This window comes from Candidatus Poribacteria bacterium (assembly GCA_021295755.1).
GTDB lineage: Bacteria > Poribacteria > WGA-4E > WGA-4E > PCPOR2b > PCPOR2b.
The window spans coordinates 1-15,582 of sequence record JAGWBT010000102.1; the positions used below are offsets into that span (position 1 = coordinate 1).

General features: G+C 50.2%; 13 protein-coding genes. 8 read left to right on the forward strand and 5 right to left on the reverse strand.

All coding sequences use genetic code 11. The annotated features are described in order from the left end of the window. Nucleotides 1-691 (forward strand): hypothetical protein (locus tag J4G02_14820; protein ID MCE2395842.1); only part of this gene is annotated, 691 nt, incomplete at its 5' end. Nucleotides 692-710: 19 nt separating this feature from the next. Then, nucleotides 711-1,406, forward strand: a complete 696-nt coding sequence (locus tag J4G02_14825) for a ThuA domain-containing protein (GenBank protein MCE2395843.1) — start codon at nt 711-713, stop codon at nt 1,404-1,406. Between the two features lie 4 nt (nt 1,407-1,410). Here the strand turns inward: J4G02_14825 and J4G02_14830 are convergent, their stop codons facing one another. From J4G02_14830 to J4G02_14845, 4 genes are all read right to left on the reverse strand, one after another. Further along, nucleotides 1,411-2,376 (reverse strand): TIGR03032 family protein, encoded by a 966-nt coding sequence (locus J4G02_14830; protein MCE2395844.1) that lies wholly within the window; start codon nt 2,374-2,376, stop codon nt 1,411-1,413. 199 nt (nt 2,377-2,575) lie between these two features. Further along, nucleotides 2,576-4,648 carry a metallophosphoesterase gene (locus J4G02_14835; protein MCE2395845.1) on the reverse strand — a complete coding sequence of 691 codons (2,073 nt, stop codon included), beginning with the start codon at nt 4,646-4,648 and terminating at the stop codon, nt 2,576-2,578. A gap of 47 nt (nt 4,649-4,695) precedes the next feature. After that, nucleotides 4,696-6,930, reverse strand: a complete 2,235-nt coding sequence (locus J4G02_14840) for a TonB-dependent receptor (GenBank protein MCE2395846.1) — start codon at nt 6,928-6,930, stop codon at nt 4,696-4,698. 34 nt (nt 6,931-6,964) lie between these two features. After that, complete coding sequence (locus J4G02_14845) at nt 6,965-8,698, reverse strand: thiamine pyrophosphate-binding protein (protein MCE2395847.1); 1,734 nt, start codon at nt 8,696-8,698, stop codon at nt 6,965-6,967. A gap of 260 nt (nt 8,699-8,958) precedes the next feature. Here J4G02_14845 and J4G02_14850 point away from each other — a divergent pair, with 260 nt between their 5' ends. The 4 genes from J4G02_14850 (at nt 8,959) to J4G02_14865 (ending at nt 13,483) form a co-directional block, all read left to right on the forward strand. Beyond that, complete coding sequence (locus tag J4G02_14850) at nt 8,959-10,095, forward strand: transposase (protein ID MCE2395848.1); 1,137 nt, start codon at nt 8,959-8,961, stop codon at nt 10,093-10,095. Between the two features lie 558 nt (nt 10,096-10,653). Next, nucleotides 10,654-11,538 (forward strand): hypothetical protein, encoded by an 885-nt coding sequence (locus J4G02_14855; protein ID MCE2395849.1) that lies wholly within the window; start codon nt 10,654-10,656, stop codon nt 11,536-11,538. A gap of 53 nt (nt 11,539-11,591) precedes the next feature. Beyond that, the gene (locus J4G02_14860) at nt 11,592-12,374 is read left to right on the forward strand and encodes a 4-hydroxy-2-oxovalerate aldolase (GenBank protein ID MCE2395850.1); all 783 of its coding nucleotides are present in this window, start codon (nt 11,592-11,594) and stop codon (nt 12,372-12,374) included. Between the two features lie 35 nt (nt 12,375-12,409). Then, nucleotides 12,410-13,483 (forward strand): Gfo/Idh/MocA family oxidoreductase, encoded by a 1,074-nt coding sequence (locus J4G02_14865; GenBank protein MCE2395851.1) that lies wholly within the window; start codon nt 12,410-12,412, stop codon nt 13,481-13,483. 39 nt (nt 13,484-13,522) lie between these two features. On the opposite strand, the gene J4G02_14870 is transcribed toward J4G02_14865, so the two are convergent. Further along, nucleotides 13,523-14,308: a hypothetical protein gene (locus J4G02_14870; GenBank protein MCE2395852.1), complete on the reverse strand. Its 786-nt coding sequence runs from the start codon at nt 14,306-14,308 to the stop codon at nt 13,523-13,525. Between the two features lie 783 nt (nt 14,309-15,091). Here J4G02_14870 and J4G02_14875 point away from each other — a divergent pair. Further along, nucleotides 15,092-15,295 (forward strand): hypothetical protein, encoded by a 204-nt coding sequence (locus J4G02_14875; protein MCE2395853.1) that lies wholly within the window; start codon nt 15,092-15,094, stop codon nt 15,293-15,295. 18 nt (nt 15,296-15,313) lie between these two features. Continuing rightward, entirely contained in the window at nt 15,314-15,475 is a 162-nt protein-coding gene (locus J4G02_14880; protein ID MCE2395854.1) for a hypothetical protein, read from the forward strand. Nucleotides 15,476-15,582: the final 107 nt, after the last annotated feature.

Genomic DNA, 15,582 nt, shown 5'->3' on the forward strand with positions numbered 1-15,582 from the left:
GGCATCAGAAGTAGCCCAAAAAGTCACCGCAGCAGGGGTTCAACTGCATCCCAATCTGGATCACGCCGCAATCTTTTGTGACCCGCCGTATATTGTCGCAGGTCCATTAAAAAAACTCGGCTATGTCTCCGGTTGGGATGCCCGTTGTTATCCCTCGCCGGTAGATGAGTGCGACTATATCAACGTTTCGGCACAATTGCCAGAGGACAGTCTAGAGCGAAGAAACGGTTGGTTCGATTATGTCGCTGTTGTCCACCCGGTAGACAACCAAGCCTTAGACCACATGCTAAGTCAGGGTTACGGTAATCCGTTCATCCACCATTTGACATGGGGGATTGTTCCGCCGGAACGTGCAGGTACGAGCGATTTTGATTATGCGGGTCAGGTTGTGCGTTTTATGGTCAGCACCCGAACAGGGGACGAGCCCGGCACCCTGATTATTGCGTTGCCGCAGGAAGTGCTCGATCACCCTGAGTTTGCTGATACACTTCCGACATGGGTTGATGGAATAGAAACGGATCAGTATCAAGTCGAATCAATGCAGGGCGGTGGATTTCTAATTCAGTTTTTCGTATTGACAGGCGGAAGGATTGAAGTCGCATTGAGATCTGGGACAACACAGACGTTTAACCCGAAAAGTGTTCATAAGATCTCCAAAGATGAAATCAGTGCGATCCAAGATGATTCATAAACAGTAAAGGAACGGTTATATGAGCAAAGTAGTTCGAGTAACAGTATGGAATGAATATCGCCACGAAAAGACCAATGAGCAAATTGCACAGATCTACCCCGACGGCATGCACAACGCAATTGGAAATTATCTTAAAGAACAGCCGGGGTTTGCGGTGCACACCGCAACATTAGATGAGCCGGAACATGGGTTGACAGAAGCAGTCCTCTCCAATACGGATGTTTTAATCTGGTGGGGACACGGGGCGCATGGGGAGGTAGCGGACGAAGTTGTTGATAGAATGCACGTCCGCATTCTTGATGGCAATTCCAAGATTTTCACCAAACTGATGGGGACATCGTGCAGCCTCAAATGGCGTGAATCAGGCGAGAAGGAGCGGCTCTGGGTCATAGAGCATGGCCACCCAATCGTCGAAGGGATCGATGAATACTTTGAGATTGAGCACGCTGAGATGTATGGTGAGCCTTTCGATATTCCTGAACCGGACACACTGATTTTCGTCAGTTGGTTCCCCGGCGGTGAGGTATTCCGCAGTGGCTGTTGCTACCACCGCGGCAAGGGCAAGATATTTTATTTCCGTCCCGGACACGAAACCTACCCGATCTATCATAATCCGGACGTGCTACGCGTTATTGCTAATGCAGCAGGTTGGGCTGCGCCGGTTGATGGACCACAACCCGTTTTTGGAAACGCACAACCGATAGAAAGTCTATAGGGAATTACGATGGTTGTGAGGGATTAATGGAGGCTCCCTCCGGTAAAACCTGCACATCATAAATCTCCTCAACACCTGTCTCATACCTTAGGTGTTCAACAATACGTCCTTCAGATAGAGACACTACCACGATGCCGCTGAACAGCGCATCTTCGGAGATTGGCAGTGCTGCGAAGGTCGAACTCGTCTTTCGCAGCTTTGACAATCCCACGAACAGATAGTCCCTACAACGTGCCATGCCACGCACGAAGCCGGGCAACTGAGCAACCACTTCGTATCTGCCCGTTTCGGGTTCGGCACACACTAACTCCCCAGTCGCGGAGAGGAGCAGATAAAGTTTCCCATCATACACCCGTGGTGAGTGCGGCATCGGTAACCCTTCCAACACAATCTCGCCGCTGGGAACATTCATCAGAATCCCGCCCGCCACTTTGTTCTCACGCCAACCCTCAAAGGTGTTCACCCTCCCAAACGCTGTTACATACTCAGGTTGACCATCTACTATGGCCATACTGTTCAGATGGCAGCGGTCTTCCGGCGTTACGTCACTGACAAATGAGGGACGCCATTGGGTCTCGAAATCGGAGTTTTCGTCTGTCAAAGCCATGGAGGAAAGGAGGGTGTTGACAGCCCACAGTCCATCCTTCCCCCAAGCGAGGTCATGGGTGTCGACCTCTCCGCTAAAGTAAGTTTTCTCCTGCACATAGGTATCTTCTGCTGCGGGAGTATTGGTAAGCACCACTACCTCCTCCCGTGTAGCCACTGCGATCCGCTGATCGGAAACCGCCAATCCCATCGGTCGAGGGAAGTCCAAAGCAGGCTGCTCAATCGTTTCCGGGCTTGTGGCGCGGATAAAGATAACCTTACCCGCTTGGTAGGTGCTGAACACTAGCGTGCACCCCAATTCCCAGAGCAATTTGGGTAGAGTTGGCGAATGAGTGTAATGGAATGGAGATAACAGAGCATTCATGAGATTTCACCTTTGTGGTTCTACGCCACTAAGATTTTTTCGATAGATCTTCTCATTTATAGTGGATCTTAGAATTAATGAGACACTTCAAATCGGTGCGGTTAGCAAACCGTCCTACCGTTCTCCTGTTTGGTAGGCACTGTTTCCAACTGCGCACCAACCAAGACCCCCGCCGGGGGTCGAAAGTGTCTATTTATTTTTAGAATTCACTATAATCAATTGACGGACTTTCAATGAGGATAGGAGTTTGGTCAGGTGTCAAAATGCAGTTTTTAGCGTCATGAAATTTTACACTTTGGAGAGTAATCTTGGATAATTGGTAGACCTTCAGCGATTCGCCCTCTTTCATATCTAGGAATGCTTCCACATTGAGCGCTTCGCTTACTGTGGATTCCGATCCGCTGTCTAGTAACAGGGTATAGGTCGAAGTGTCGGTCGAAAGCTGTAAAGCCTTCAAACCGTTCACCTGCTGAAGACGAAATGAGTGCTTTGAAACCTTCAACGACCGGCTAAACATAATCGTGTTGAGAGATTGTAGAGTATAGCTTGCAAGACGTGGATTACAAAGGGTGTCCAACAGACCATGCGTTACATCCATCGTGCGATCGAGATCGATGAGGGGTTCAAAATAGATGCGGCTTCCCGGTATCGTCGCCATCGAAAACAGCCCCTCCGCTGCTAAGTTTGCGTTGGTTTGGTTGTTAGTCGCGGCGAATTCAAGGCTGAAATCCACATTAGAAATATGGCTGAAGGGTGTTATTCCCACAATTTCCTGAATCTGATTACACAGCGATTGATCGGTATCCAGCTTGCAAATAACCCTATCAATTGCTACTCCATTTACCGCCAAAAATTGATTAAGGGTTGGGATTTCCTGAGGAGTGTATCCCAGCCGAAAGCGGGGAAACTGTTTCCCTGAAGTTGCCTCCCTACAAACAATCGGTAACAATGTAACGGACACACCAAAATCTGTCTGAAGTGCTTTGATGATTTCAATACATTTCTCCGACGGATAAAGCGTTTCGACTATCTGGATTTCCAGCCCATCTATCCTTGGATGAATTTGGCGCACCGTATCCAAAATATCCAACTCTTCGGAGAAAATGGCCACGGCATCTAACTTCACGCCCTCTTTGCGCAAGATTTCCAAACGCCTCCGCTGAAAGGTGTCTAGAAAATCGGTAAGTGGTACACGGACATATCCAACCCCCATCTCCATGCATGCGAATAGGGGATAGTCATTTCTCACCTTCTCGCGTATCGCAGCGGGCCAAGCGCGTGGAATTTCGGCGGTCGTCGACAACGGCTGACTCAGCGTGATGCCGAGTGGGGAGTGAGGAAGTGTGCCGCTCACCCGTGTGATGAGCCGTTCTTCCGGTTTTGTTGGAAACTCTTCAACCCCAGATGTCCGAACAAAGTGAATGTCTGTTTTGTCCGCTCTCACCCGCATCAGATAAAACCCAAATTTAGGGGCGTCATCGCGCCCTCGTTCAGGCGGTGGCGAACCGGCAAACAGGCAGGAAAATCCAGGGCGGGTAAAGACAGGGGAGGCTAAAACCGCGTATCGCGTATCCGATAGGTGATCAAAGAAGGCGAAGTGAACATGCCCGGCGAGGAGCATCTCGACCTTGTAAATTCGTACTAGATCGAGCAGCCAAACTCTTGCGAGATTTGCTATATTGTCGTAATGCCCCATCGAAGATTCGGTCTCATCGAACAGATAGGGTGGCATGTGTAGAAGGATGAAAAGGCGTTTCTTTGTATGTTCAGCCAAGTCCTTTTCCGCCCATGCCTCTTGCTCGGCAGCATCAGGGAGTGTACCATTCATGATCTGCGAATTGAGCACCACAAAATGGCAATTCCCCTGATCGAAACTATACCACGACTTGCCGAACCTCTGATGATACCAATCCAACACCTCCCTACTGACGTGGGACGCGGGTGCGGTGGGATCGGGCTTATCACCGATGTCATGATTTCCCGCAACATAGTAGGGCTCAATACCGCATGCTCGCATCTGTTCAAGCGATTCATCCATTGATTTGTAAAATCGCTCTACATTGTCGGGGTATTCTTGAACCATATCCCCGTTGTGCACAACGAATTGAGGCTCAAGTGCGGCCACCATGCGCAAGGCTACTTCTCGCCGCGCAGATTGCTTCCGGCGGTTCTCAAATTCGAGAGATGTCCCGCCCGGATCGAGCATGTAGTGGGAATCGGAAATGACAACAAATTCAAAGAGTGCGTTTGGCAAAAAGGATTTGTTAAACATCTCTCACAACCAAGATTCGGAGGATTGGCGGAAGACCGTGGTGCCCTTCAAAAACGTCGCACCACTTCCAGTCCCCAAAACTGGGGTTCATTGACATAGCTAGTTAGGTTGTTGAAGTCAATGCCGCCGGTAGGAGACATATCGTTAAGAATGTTGCGGCCTATAATTGCTATTTCTGTGTTGCCGTATGGCAATAAACAGGCAAGCCGGAGTCCACCCTCCAAGAGCCAATCATCGGCATATTCCACAGAATCGTAGAGAAAAAAGCGCACGCGGCTGCGATAAGCCCAATCTGTAGAGGCGATGAGGCGCATACCTGCCGGAAGATCAACCGCATAACGCAGCGTCACATCTGCAATCCACTCTGGAGCTTGCGGTAAGCCATTTCCATCAATGGAAAAGGTTCCTTCAGCCGAACCGGGCGGGTCCAGCACCGTACATGGTGCGCCGCAACCCTGTATAGCCAAAATCGGATCGTCAATACGCGTTTGGTTGTAACTAAGCCCGGCTGTCACCTCCAGTGCTGTGGTCGGTGCGAGAACGAGCTCTGCTTCAACGCCACGGCCGATCGTACCTTCAGCGTTCACCAACCGGTTGAAATTGGTCTCTCCACCCACTGCGGTGAGCTGCTGATCCTGCATAAAGTAGTGGAACGCAGCGAGATCCAAGTGCAGGCGTTGTCCCAACAGGCGCAACTTTGTGCCGCCCTCAACAGACAGAATGGTCTCCGTATCCGCTACCGTGACCTCATCACCAAACAGCAGCCGTCCCTGAATACTGGGGGCGCGAAATCCACGCGCTGCGCGGACATACGTCTGCACACTCGGTGCGATCTTATAGCGTAGGCTCAGATCCCCGCTCAATACCGTGGCTTCAGGGGTCTCGTGGATGGGACCGATGGGCCCCGCCTCCGTGACAGCGGGAGCTTCGATCCGCCACGCTGTATAATCCTTCGTATCATTAGACAATCGTAAGCCAGCCCCGAGTTCCAGATCTTCGACCAATCGGAAGGTCAGCGCCGCAAACGCCGCTCGCGCAATGGCTAGTTGCTCTTGACGTACCTTCCCATCTTGAACACCCTTAGCGAAGGTATTGTAGTTGAAATCTTCCATCTCGACAAACTCGCGGAAATAGTACAACCCAAACTGGTAGGCGAGACGGTACCGTCCGGTACTCATCAGACGGAGTTCTTGGCTGAATTGGCGGAGCGCAGGAATGCCGGACGCTGTTTCAGAAGGAAATGGGATTACGCCGGGACCACTCGGCAGACTGAAAGCAGCACCGTATCCACCGTCAATGTCTCCACGCGAAAAGGTGGTGAGCCGTTCCAGCCCTGTCAACGAAACTAGTTGGAAATCCCCTATGTCATAACGGACTTCAGCTGCCAAGCCCTGTGTACTCAATGTCTGCTCATTGCGTCCGTCGTGTGCGATGCGGTCACGCGAAAAATCTTCCACCAAATCTCCCTGCTCCTTCGACAGCGTATTGGCGCGAAACAGACGTGCGGTGCCGTCGAGATCACGGGCATGGAATTTGACCCATGCTTCCAAGTCCGGGGTAGGTGTCCACAAAAACTGTAGGCGCCCAGCTATGTCCCGATGTCCCCCTAGGCCATCTTCCTCGTCTGTGTATTCGTTATCTATCCAATCGCCTCGCTGCTGAACAAGCAGTGAAAATCTCGCGGCGAGTACAGATGGAATAACTGGACCAGACCATGCTCCCTCAAAATTACTGCTGTTGAACCGTCCATAGTTCAACCGACCATATCCCTCTAGTGTCTGGGTGGGACGCGCCGATTCAAATTTGACAGTTCCTGCGGGGGTATTGCGTCCAAACAGTGTGCCTTGTGGCCCCCTAAGCACCTCAATCCGATCCAGATCAAAAGCAGGAAACCCTTTCAACAAGGCATTTTCAAGTACAACCCCGTCGTAGAGAACGGAAACCGGCTGCGAGGCATTGAGGTCAAAGTCCGTATTGCCCAAGCCGCGGATGTAAAAGCGCGGAAATACACGCCCAAACGAGGATTCCATCTGCAAACTAGGGGTACGATTCGACAAAAAGCGCACATCCATGCCAGATGAACGCAAGGCATCGGATTTTTCGCCCTGCAGCGTCGAAATAGAGAGCGGCACGTCAAAAGATCGCTGCTCACGCTTTTGGGCCGTAACCACAACCTCTTCTAGCATCATAACCTCTTCGACTTCCTCATCGGCAACAACTGTGAGCGATATAGCCAGTATCGCTGAGAAAGCCAAAGCACCTAACTGCACGCCAAAACGCATATTTTTCCTCCTACACAGCACGCGGAAATTTGTTCTACATCTGCCAACCCTGATGCCATTCAGACTCATGTCCAAGCCCTTCTCGTGCTACAACAACATCAAGTAGGTAGGGTCGATTTTCTTTGAGGATGCAGTCAATTCCACGCTTCAGTGCTGCCCCCAGCTCTGACGGATCGGTGACACGTTCACCATCGACACCCTGAGACCGAGCGAGCCCAGCATAATCAATCGACGGTCCTCCGAGGAAGAGTCCGGGGTATTTGCCTTCCTGCACCATCTGACTGTCCGGCATTTCTCGCGCCCAGTTTATACGTACAACTTGATAGCTTTCGTTGTTAGAAACAATTGTCAACACGGGGGTCTTGTAACGAGCCATAGACCAGAACCCTGCTGCGCTATAGGTAAGCGAACCATCGCCGATGCTTAAGACAACGGGTCTTTCGTCTCCAATCCCGATCTTCGCACCAACCGCACCGCCGACTGCCCAGCCGAGCGAGCCACCGCCACCACCGAATCGCCACATTTGTTGATGTCCAAATGGCAATAGTGTTGTTCGGGCGGTTGGGTTTTCGCCAATGATTATCGAGTCTTTCGGTAGAAGCGTCGCCATCTGTGCCTCTAGCAGACTAGGATGAATCACATCGTCGTCCGCATGTTCCCGCACCACCGCTTCCTCACGCTCAAGCAGGAGTTTTGCGTAAGTTGAGACCTTGGCGCGTTGGTTGCGCCACAACTCGGTGGTATCAGTTCCGTACATGCTGGATATTGCCTCACACAGTGCGGGCAGGGTATCTTTTAGGTTACATTGGGCAGCTAGATCGAGCGGATAGTGCCGTCCCATCAACGTTGGGTTGGGACCAATCTGCATCACAGTCGGTTCCTCCGCAGATCCATGAAGCCCTCGACAACCCACCATGAATAGGAGATCGGGTTGCAGCCCTGTTACTTCGGAGAATTCCTTTTCTACTGGATAGCCACCGCAGGACAGTGGATGATGGGTCGGGAAGTTGGCACTGGTTTGCCGACTACTCAAAACTGGTGCACCGAGCAATTCCGCTAATTGTACGGCTTCGTCTTGTGCGTTTTGATTCCAGACATCATCGCCGAACATCAGGGCAGGGCAGCCACACTCACCGAGTTTTCGGGCAATCGCTTCGATTGTTTGGGGTCGTGCTGCTCCCGGACCTTCAATCTGATACCCTGCCCCTTCCCCAATCTCCGCCTCAAGGTCCTCCTGATTGAGCAAATTCGCGTTCATTGAGATAAAAACGGGACCCGTTGGTGGGTTCGTCGCCTCCCGCATCGCCCTCGCTGTCGCCAACGTAAGTGCCTCCGGCTGATAGCTAACTTGATAAGCGCAACGCGCCTCTTTAGTCACACCGCGCATCAGTTCTGCCTGACTCAGGCCGGGAAAGGGGGTTAACCCTCGGAAATCCTGAACCTCCATTGTCCAATCTCCAGCGATAACAACCACCGCCGAACCTGCCATCTGGGCGTTGTAGAGTTGACCCGCCATCTGAAGCGAACCGCCGGTCACGTGGGCGATAGCTACGCCTACTTTGCCGCTAGTGCGATGGTATCCATCTGCCATGGCCGAGACCAATCCCTCATGTTTTGCCATAGCAATCCTCAAATCCCCATCTTCGGCAACAGCCGCAAAGAGTCCTGTTTCTGCCGAGCCGGGGTTGGTAAAAAGATATTCAACCCCGCATTCCTTGAGCATTTTGACTAGGATCATTCCGCCTGTACCGCTAATCTTTTGTCGCATTGAGTCCTCCGATGTGTCTGAAAAATAGGTTTATCAAAATCTTCCGTTCTAAAACCCCGTCATTTATGCGTCTTCGTCCCGATTTATCGGGGGCGGGGATACAGAACGGCTAATACGGTTGATAGTCAAAAAAGGTTGAAATTGTAGGTGAAATATAGTATAACTTTTTTGGCTTTCGTGGGGACGTTTCAACCCACCGCTCGGTGGTGGTCCCCACACCCTTTTGAAACAGGATATGAGAGCCAGAAAGCTAGTCTACCATGAAGACCTACAAGTTCAAACTGTATAGCAATCACGGGAATCGTGAATTGCACAAGACCATAGATGGTCATGCTCATGTGTGGAATCACTGCGTTGCGCTTCAACGTCGTTACTATGCGATATATGGCAAGTATATCGGCAAGTTTAGACTGATAAACCATATCTCTAAACTGAAACGGCTTGCCAAGTTCGTCCATTGGCATCAACTGCCAAGCCAAGCGATACAGGACGTGGTGGCTCTTATAGACAAAGGCTACAAGGCTATGTTTGAAGCCCGTGCTGCTGGCAAGAAGTGGGGTCGTCCCCGCTTTAAGCCACGTCGTAAATACAAGTCGTTCACATTGCTACAAGCGGGTTGGGAACTTCTGCCGGGCAACAAGATTCGGATTGGCAAGCGAATCTACCAATATTTCAAGTCCCGTGATGTGCCAGGCAATCCGAAACGTTGCACAATCAAACGGGATGCCATCGGCGATGTCTATATCACTATCCTAACAGACTATGAAGAACCTGACTTCCATCGAGTCATGACGGGTAAAATCGCAGGCTTCGATTTCGGTCTCAAACGGTATCTCACCGGTCATAATGGACATGATATAGACTCACCTGAGTTTTTCAAACGCAGCATCAGCGCTATTAAACGTGCAAGTCGTAACCATTCACAAACTAAAAAGAAGTCAAAGAACCGTGAACGTGCACGGCTTGACTTAGCACGGAAGCATCGCAAGATTGAACGACAACGGGAGGACTTCCACTGGAAACTTGCACATCAACTCACAGACCTATACGATGAGATACGGCTTGAAGATTTGAACCTTAAAGGCATGAAACGCCTTTGGGGACGTAAGGTCAGTGATTTAGGCTTTGCCGATTTCGTTGTGAAGTTGAAATACATTGCAGCGAAAAAGGGTGTAAAAATCACGTTCATTGATAAGTGGTATCCTTCAAGTAAAACTTGTTCAGTCTGTTGGGTTGTCAATGACTCGTTGAATCTGCGTGATAGAACATGGCAATGCAGCGATTGTGGCACGACACACGACCGTGATAGAAACGCTGCAATTAACATCTACAGGGTTGGGGCATCAACCCTCGACGGAGAGGACGTAAGACCATCTTCGGATGGCAATCCTTGTTGATAGCGCAATTCCCAAAACTAACGGACAGGGACATCAAAAGAATCCCCGTCCTTTAGGGCGGGGAGTATGTCAAGATTCGGCTTTAGTTTCGGGTATCATAGCAAAGTCCGTCCAATTCCGCAACGAAAAAGTCGCAGCTTTCATAGAGGGTTTTCAGGCATAAAAAACACCGCAAAAATTTTAGTCCCTTTTCGCTACAGCAATCGGTTATAATGGAAAACAACCTATCATCCAATCATCAGTGTTTTTGGTTGGGGACTTTTCAATGCTACGCTTATTTATAGTGAATTCTAAAAATAAATAGACATTTTCGTTCCCGGTGTTTGGTAGACGCTGTTTCCAACTGCGCCTACCAAACGGGAGACCGGTAGATGCGGCATCCTAACCGCACCAGTTTGGAGTGTCTCATTACGTTTCTAAAAATCCCCAATTATTAGAATGAAAAAAATAATTGGGGATTTTTTGTTTTTGGGTATATTTTCGGCATGAGAATCGTTTTATATTATGAGAACGGGATTGACTTGTTCTTTTACTTCAACGATAAGGAGTACATCAAACATGAAACTAATTCTCAGCAGGAAGGGATTTGATACAGAAAACGGTCGTTGTCCCAGTCCTATTTTCCCTAATGGTAAGCTGTGTTCCCTGCCGATACCTGACTGCGACTCAAACATTAGATACGATGACATTAGATATGGCGATATGAATATCGGGGAGATAGTCGAGAATCTCACCCGCAGACGACAGCCTCAAAACAGGATTGCTCCCGAGTCTCGCGCCCACTTGGACCCAGACATTAACTACGAAGCTTACCCACGTGAAAAAGGTTGGCAACCCCTGTTTGGTCAGGGCAAGGGACATCAAACCCATCTAAGCGACCAGGGTGTGCAAATTGGCGATCTGTTTCTGTTTTTCGGACTCTTCCAAAAGGTTAAAAAAACTTCTGGCAAGTGGTGCTTTGTCAAAGACGCTTCTAGACAACATATCCTATGGGGTTGGCTTCAGATTGGAGAAATACACAAGGTCAATGAACTGACGCAGGACCAGCTTTCATGGACGCGCTACCATCCTCATCTACAATACCTACAATACCCCGAGCCCTACCCAAACAACACACTATACATTGCGTCTGAAGTATTGGACTTGGGCAATGGACCAATAAAACCGGGCGCGGGCCTATTCCCGAATTTTCATGAACGGTTAGTTCTGACAGATCCGGAGGGGTCAGAGGTGACGGATTGGCGGCTGCCTCGGTGTTTCTACCCTGATGAGAGTAAGTGCCCGCTTACCCACTTTCCCGATCTTAACAACAACTGGAATCAAAATGATAAATACGCCTATGCATGTCGCAAGGGGCCAGGACAAGAATTTGTCTTAGATCTCGATCAATATCCCGACGTAACGGATTGGCTCGTCCAGTCCATCTTTACTCATGACTGCTAAACTTGCAAAATATGAATCAGTACTACACGATTAAAACCTGAACGAGAGGAAATATGAGAAATAGCAAAACCCTAAAGAAAATTCGCCAAAACCGATGCGCACGAGTGTGTGGCTTGGGACACTATCTGCCGTTTTTTGTGCGTTACGCCGCCCATTTTGGCTATGATGTCATCTGGCTGGACCTGGAGCACCGAGCGATGACCGATCGTGAGGTGCAGAGCCTGTTGGGACAATGCTATCACAACGATATCGACTGCATGGTGCGACCTCCCACCCAAGAACGGACGCGACTCTATCGTTACTTTGAAGATGGCGCAACCGGTTTGATGATGCCCTTAATCTCAGATGCGGCGGATGCCCAGCACATTGTGAACGCTGTGAAATTTCCTCCTGTAGGTAATCGTGGTATGGACGGTGCCGGTCTGGATGGCGATTTCGGGCTTGGCGTCTGGCGTCCAGACAGCACCTATACCGACGATGCCAATCGAGAGACTTTCATCGCGATTCAAATCGAGACACCGGAGGCACTTGAGAACGTCGAAGAGATTGCGGCTGTGCCGGGAGTAGACGCGCTTTTCGTTGGTCCGGGAGATCTTGGGCTACGCCTGAGCCAGAGTGAAGACGAGACACAGACTAGCCTCGATGCAGCCATCGCCCAAGTTGCCGATGAAGCCAGAAGGCACGGCATCGCTTGGGGCATTCCTGCCGGAACACCTGAACTGATTAAACAGTACCGCGCAATGGGAGCGCAGTTGCTGGCTTACGGCGGAGATTTCTCATTAACGGCTGTGTTGGAGCATAGCAGCCAAGATTTCGACGAAACACTTGGCGAGTAGCACTGACTTTAGATGAGATGTGCGAGGAGGTAATCATGGCTATACCGACAATTCATGTGGGCTGTACCCATTTCGCTCGTGGGCGGCTTCAGGCGTTAGTCACCTGCGAAGGGTTATATCCTGTCGCCTGTGTGGATATCAACCTTGAGGAAGCACAAGAAGGGGTAGGGTCGTTAGAAGGCGCTGTGCCCGAAGGACTTGGGGACCGGATCTATACAACAATCACGGAAGCACGGGCGAGACATCATGCAGAGGCGTGCCTCATCTACGCTTCGACGCCGGTGCACGCAAAGCTGGTTGTCGAAAGCCTAAATCTTGGGCTGCATACGTTGTGTGTCAAACCGATTGCAACGACGCCGGATGAGTTTCGGGAAATTATCAAGGTTCGCAGGGCGCACCCTAATCTGATGCTGGTGCAGGGACAAAATAAACGCTGGAATCCTGCCGCTTCCAAGATGCGGGCGTGGCTGCGTGAATCGGATGGTATCGGCGAAATGCTTGGTGGGGAGTGTCGATTCTGGATTCGTCAAAATCTTTGGCGTGCAGATAATTCACGTTATCCGGACGCTTACGTTGAAGGGATTTTCTTTCACGCTGCCACCGCACATCAACTCGATCAACTTGTTGCGGCGAAAGGACTTCCAAAGCATGTGACGGCATGTATCCACCACCGGGAAGATCATGAGATTGCTCAGACCGGCGTTTGGGGAACAGCGGGCGGTCAGGCATTGCTGGAATACCCAAACGGTGCGCCTTTCTGCTATACGGGAACGAACGCCTCCCATGCAAACCCATTCGGCTGGAGCGGTCACTGGACATTTCACGGGGAAAATGGGGATATTCGACGGGACGGAGGGCATCTCCAGCTTTTCCGTAAGGGTGAATGTGTCGAAGATTGCCAACTTCAAGACCTTCATCCCGGACTCGTCGAAGACGATCGTCTTCAGTTTGATGCCTTTGCAGATGCTATCTCCACAGGCAGAGATCGGGAGTGGTTGCGGGAGAGTACGTTGGGAACATGGATCCTGATGGAGGCGTGTAAGACATCGGCACGCACGCATACCCGTGTTGATGTCGAACGGTTACGTGTGGAGTTGATGGGCCTTTAGCGGGAATTCCTGTCGTCCCCTGTTGGATCTTCAAGCGACTCACACCAACGATACCGAAGCTAGGTAAACATTGGAACCGTGATTATCGCCCGCTGCGTATTCGTGGGATGAATAGTACGCGATAAGTACTTGGCTATCACTGATAGGGAGAATACCGCCGTAGCCGGTGTCTCCCCCGCTGGGAAGGACCGTATGCAGCCGGATATCACCATCTTCGTATAGGAAGACTCCAGTTCTGAGTTGGCTCTGGTCGTAGTCACTGTACTTATCGTTGAACCGATTCTCCGTGGCGCGAACACCTTCATTGGCGAAACTTCTGCCGGTGACAATAACCTCCTCGCCAACTATAGCGAGGGCTGAACCATAGCAGCGGGATTCGCGGGAAAGATAACGGTCCCACTGATCATAAGGCGGTTCTGAGGTGGAAAGCAACGCACAATGTCCCCGCGCTCGTGTGATAGCTAACAGGCGGCCATCGTCAAAGAAACAGAGGGAGGTTTCACTGGGCGCCGGTGTACCAAAGTGGATTCCTGTTGTATCATAATAGGCAGGTTCCTCCGACCCGTGGACGATCTCCGTGACCCACTCCCATCGTTCGCCGTCAGCCGAAGCAAGCAAATCAACTGAATTGTGGTTTCCGAGCGGTGCATGTCCAACTGTATCACATGCTACGTAATAGCGCCCATCGAACTCAGTTGGATGCCAAAAGTCGTGGTTCCTGAGAAAACATCTCTTCGGTGGTGCCCAAGTCGCTCCGTCCGTCGTCCACGTTACTACCTGCTGAGATGGAAAACCGAAGTCAGAATCTCCCGTGTCTTCCTTCACCCCGTACAACAGTAGTTTGTCACCGACAGGGAGCAGATTCGGGTCTATTGTCTTTCTTCCAATGGCAATGTGGGATGTCCAATTCTCTAGGTCAGTGGAGGCACATACCCTGATTTGGGAGTCCTCGGTTCCGTGACCAGTCCCATCAACGAAACAGATGTAGTAGACCCCATCCCCTGCTGTTATTATAAACCGTTTTTACCCAATTCACGTCTATTTTCATGATTATAGTAGATTTTAGAATTAATTGGACACTATGAACGAGCGAGGCCATCAACCTTGTTCGCGGAGTTACGGCACACGGCGTGTGCCTACTACTTTTAATGTCTATTTATTTTTAGCATTTACTATAGTTTCTTTCTTTAATTAGGGTGTGTTGACATTTGTGAAGCTATCTGCAATCGTGGAAGCGAGGTTCTATTTCCCATTCACCAATGCGGGTTAGAAAACCCAAACCATACAGGTTGAATCTATTGTAGATTGTAGGTCGAGATTCATACTTCGACGATGAAACGTCGATTTTGGAAAATCGACCTACAGAAGCCCGACATCGTCTCTGACGTGTAAACAAAGGGTTGGGAGACCCAACCCCTACGAAGAATCATACGTCTGTGCACCCTCTTGATTGTCTGGTTACAACGAAATGTCAGCAGAGCCTAATAACTCAAGTTACACATTGCCATTTATTGACAACTTCAGGGTTGGATTCTATTTGACAAAAGCGATCTCGTCGCATACAATAAATAGGCACTTGATTATAGTCCCAAAGGAGGTGTAACCCAAATGCGCATACTAAAACTGACACTAATTTGCTGCGTCGCAATTCTGCTTGCTATTGGCTGTGCTTCAGAGAAGCAGATGGAAAAGGCGGCTGAGACAGCAGCACCTGCAACGACAGAAGCTGAAACCGCTGCAAGTACGGATATGTCCGAAGCAGCACCGGCGGCTCACGAACAAATCACGTTAAACGTTGATGGGATGACGTGAGGCGGCTGTGTATCCAAAGTGCGGGCCGCACTTACAAACGTTCCGGGCGTGATTAGCGCCGATGTTTCCCAAGCAGATGGTAAAGCCATTGTTAAACTGGAAAAAGGCAAAGCCACTGATGTCCAACTGGCCGATGCTGTCAAAAACGCGGGTTTTAGCGCAAAGACCGCGACAAATTAGTCGATTCCCACAGTTAAAGCGAGAACGGAAGGTGTCGAATCAATTAACCGATACCTTCCGTTCTTCCATTTCTTCCTTCCTACCTCTACCACATCACTTAACAGCTC

What these genes read in the sequence shown, in the direction of transcription:
- J4G02_14825 (MCE2395843.1), top strand. Translation starts at nt 711, where the DNA reads ATGAGCAAAGTAGTTCGAGTAACAGTATGGAATGAATATCGCCACGAA.
- J4G02_14830 (MCE2395844.1), bottom strand. Translation starts at nt 2,376, where the DNA reads ATGAATGCTCTGTTATCTCCATTCCATTACACTCATTCGCCAACTCTA.
- J4G02_14835 (MCE2395845.1), bottom strand. Translation starts at nt 4,648, where the DNA reads ATGTTTAACAAATCCTTTTTGCCAAACGCACTCTTTGAATTTGTTGTC.
- J4G02_14840 (MCE2395846.1), bottom strand. Translation starts at nt 6,930, where the DNA reads ATGCGTTTTGGCGTGCAGTTAGGTGCTTTGGCTTTCTCAGCGATACTG.
- J4G02_14845 (MCE2395847.1), bottom strand. Translation starts at nt 8,698, where the DNA reads ATGCGACAAAAGATTAGCGGTACAGGCGGAATGATCCTAGTCAAAATG.
- J4G02_14850 (MCE2395848.1), top strand. Translation starts at nt 8,959, where the DNA reads ATGAAGACCTACAAGTTCAAACTGTATAGCAATCACGGGAATCGTGAA.
- J4G02_14855 (MCE2395849.1), top strand. Translation starts at nt 10,654, where the DNA reads ATGAAACTAATTCTCAGCAGGAAGGGATTTGATACAGAAAACGGTCGT.
- J4G02_14860 (MCE2395850.1), top strand. Translation starts at nt 11,592, where the DNA reads ATGAGAAATAGCAAAACCCTAAAGAAAATTCGCCAAAACCGATGCGCA.
- J4G02_14865 (MCE2395851.1), top strand. Translation starts at nt 12,410, where the DNA reads ATGGCTATACCGACAATTCATGTGGGCTGTACCCATTTCGCTCGTGGG.
- J4G02_14875 (MCE2395853.1), top strand. Translation starts at nt 15,092, where the DNA reads ATGCGCATACTAAAACTGACACTAATTTGCTGCGTCGCAATTCTGCTT.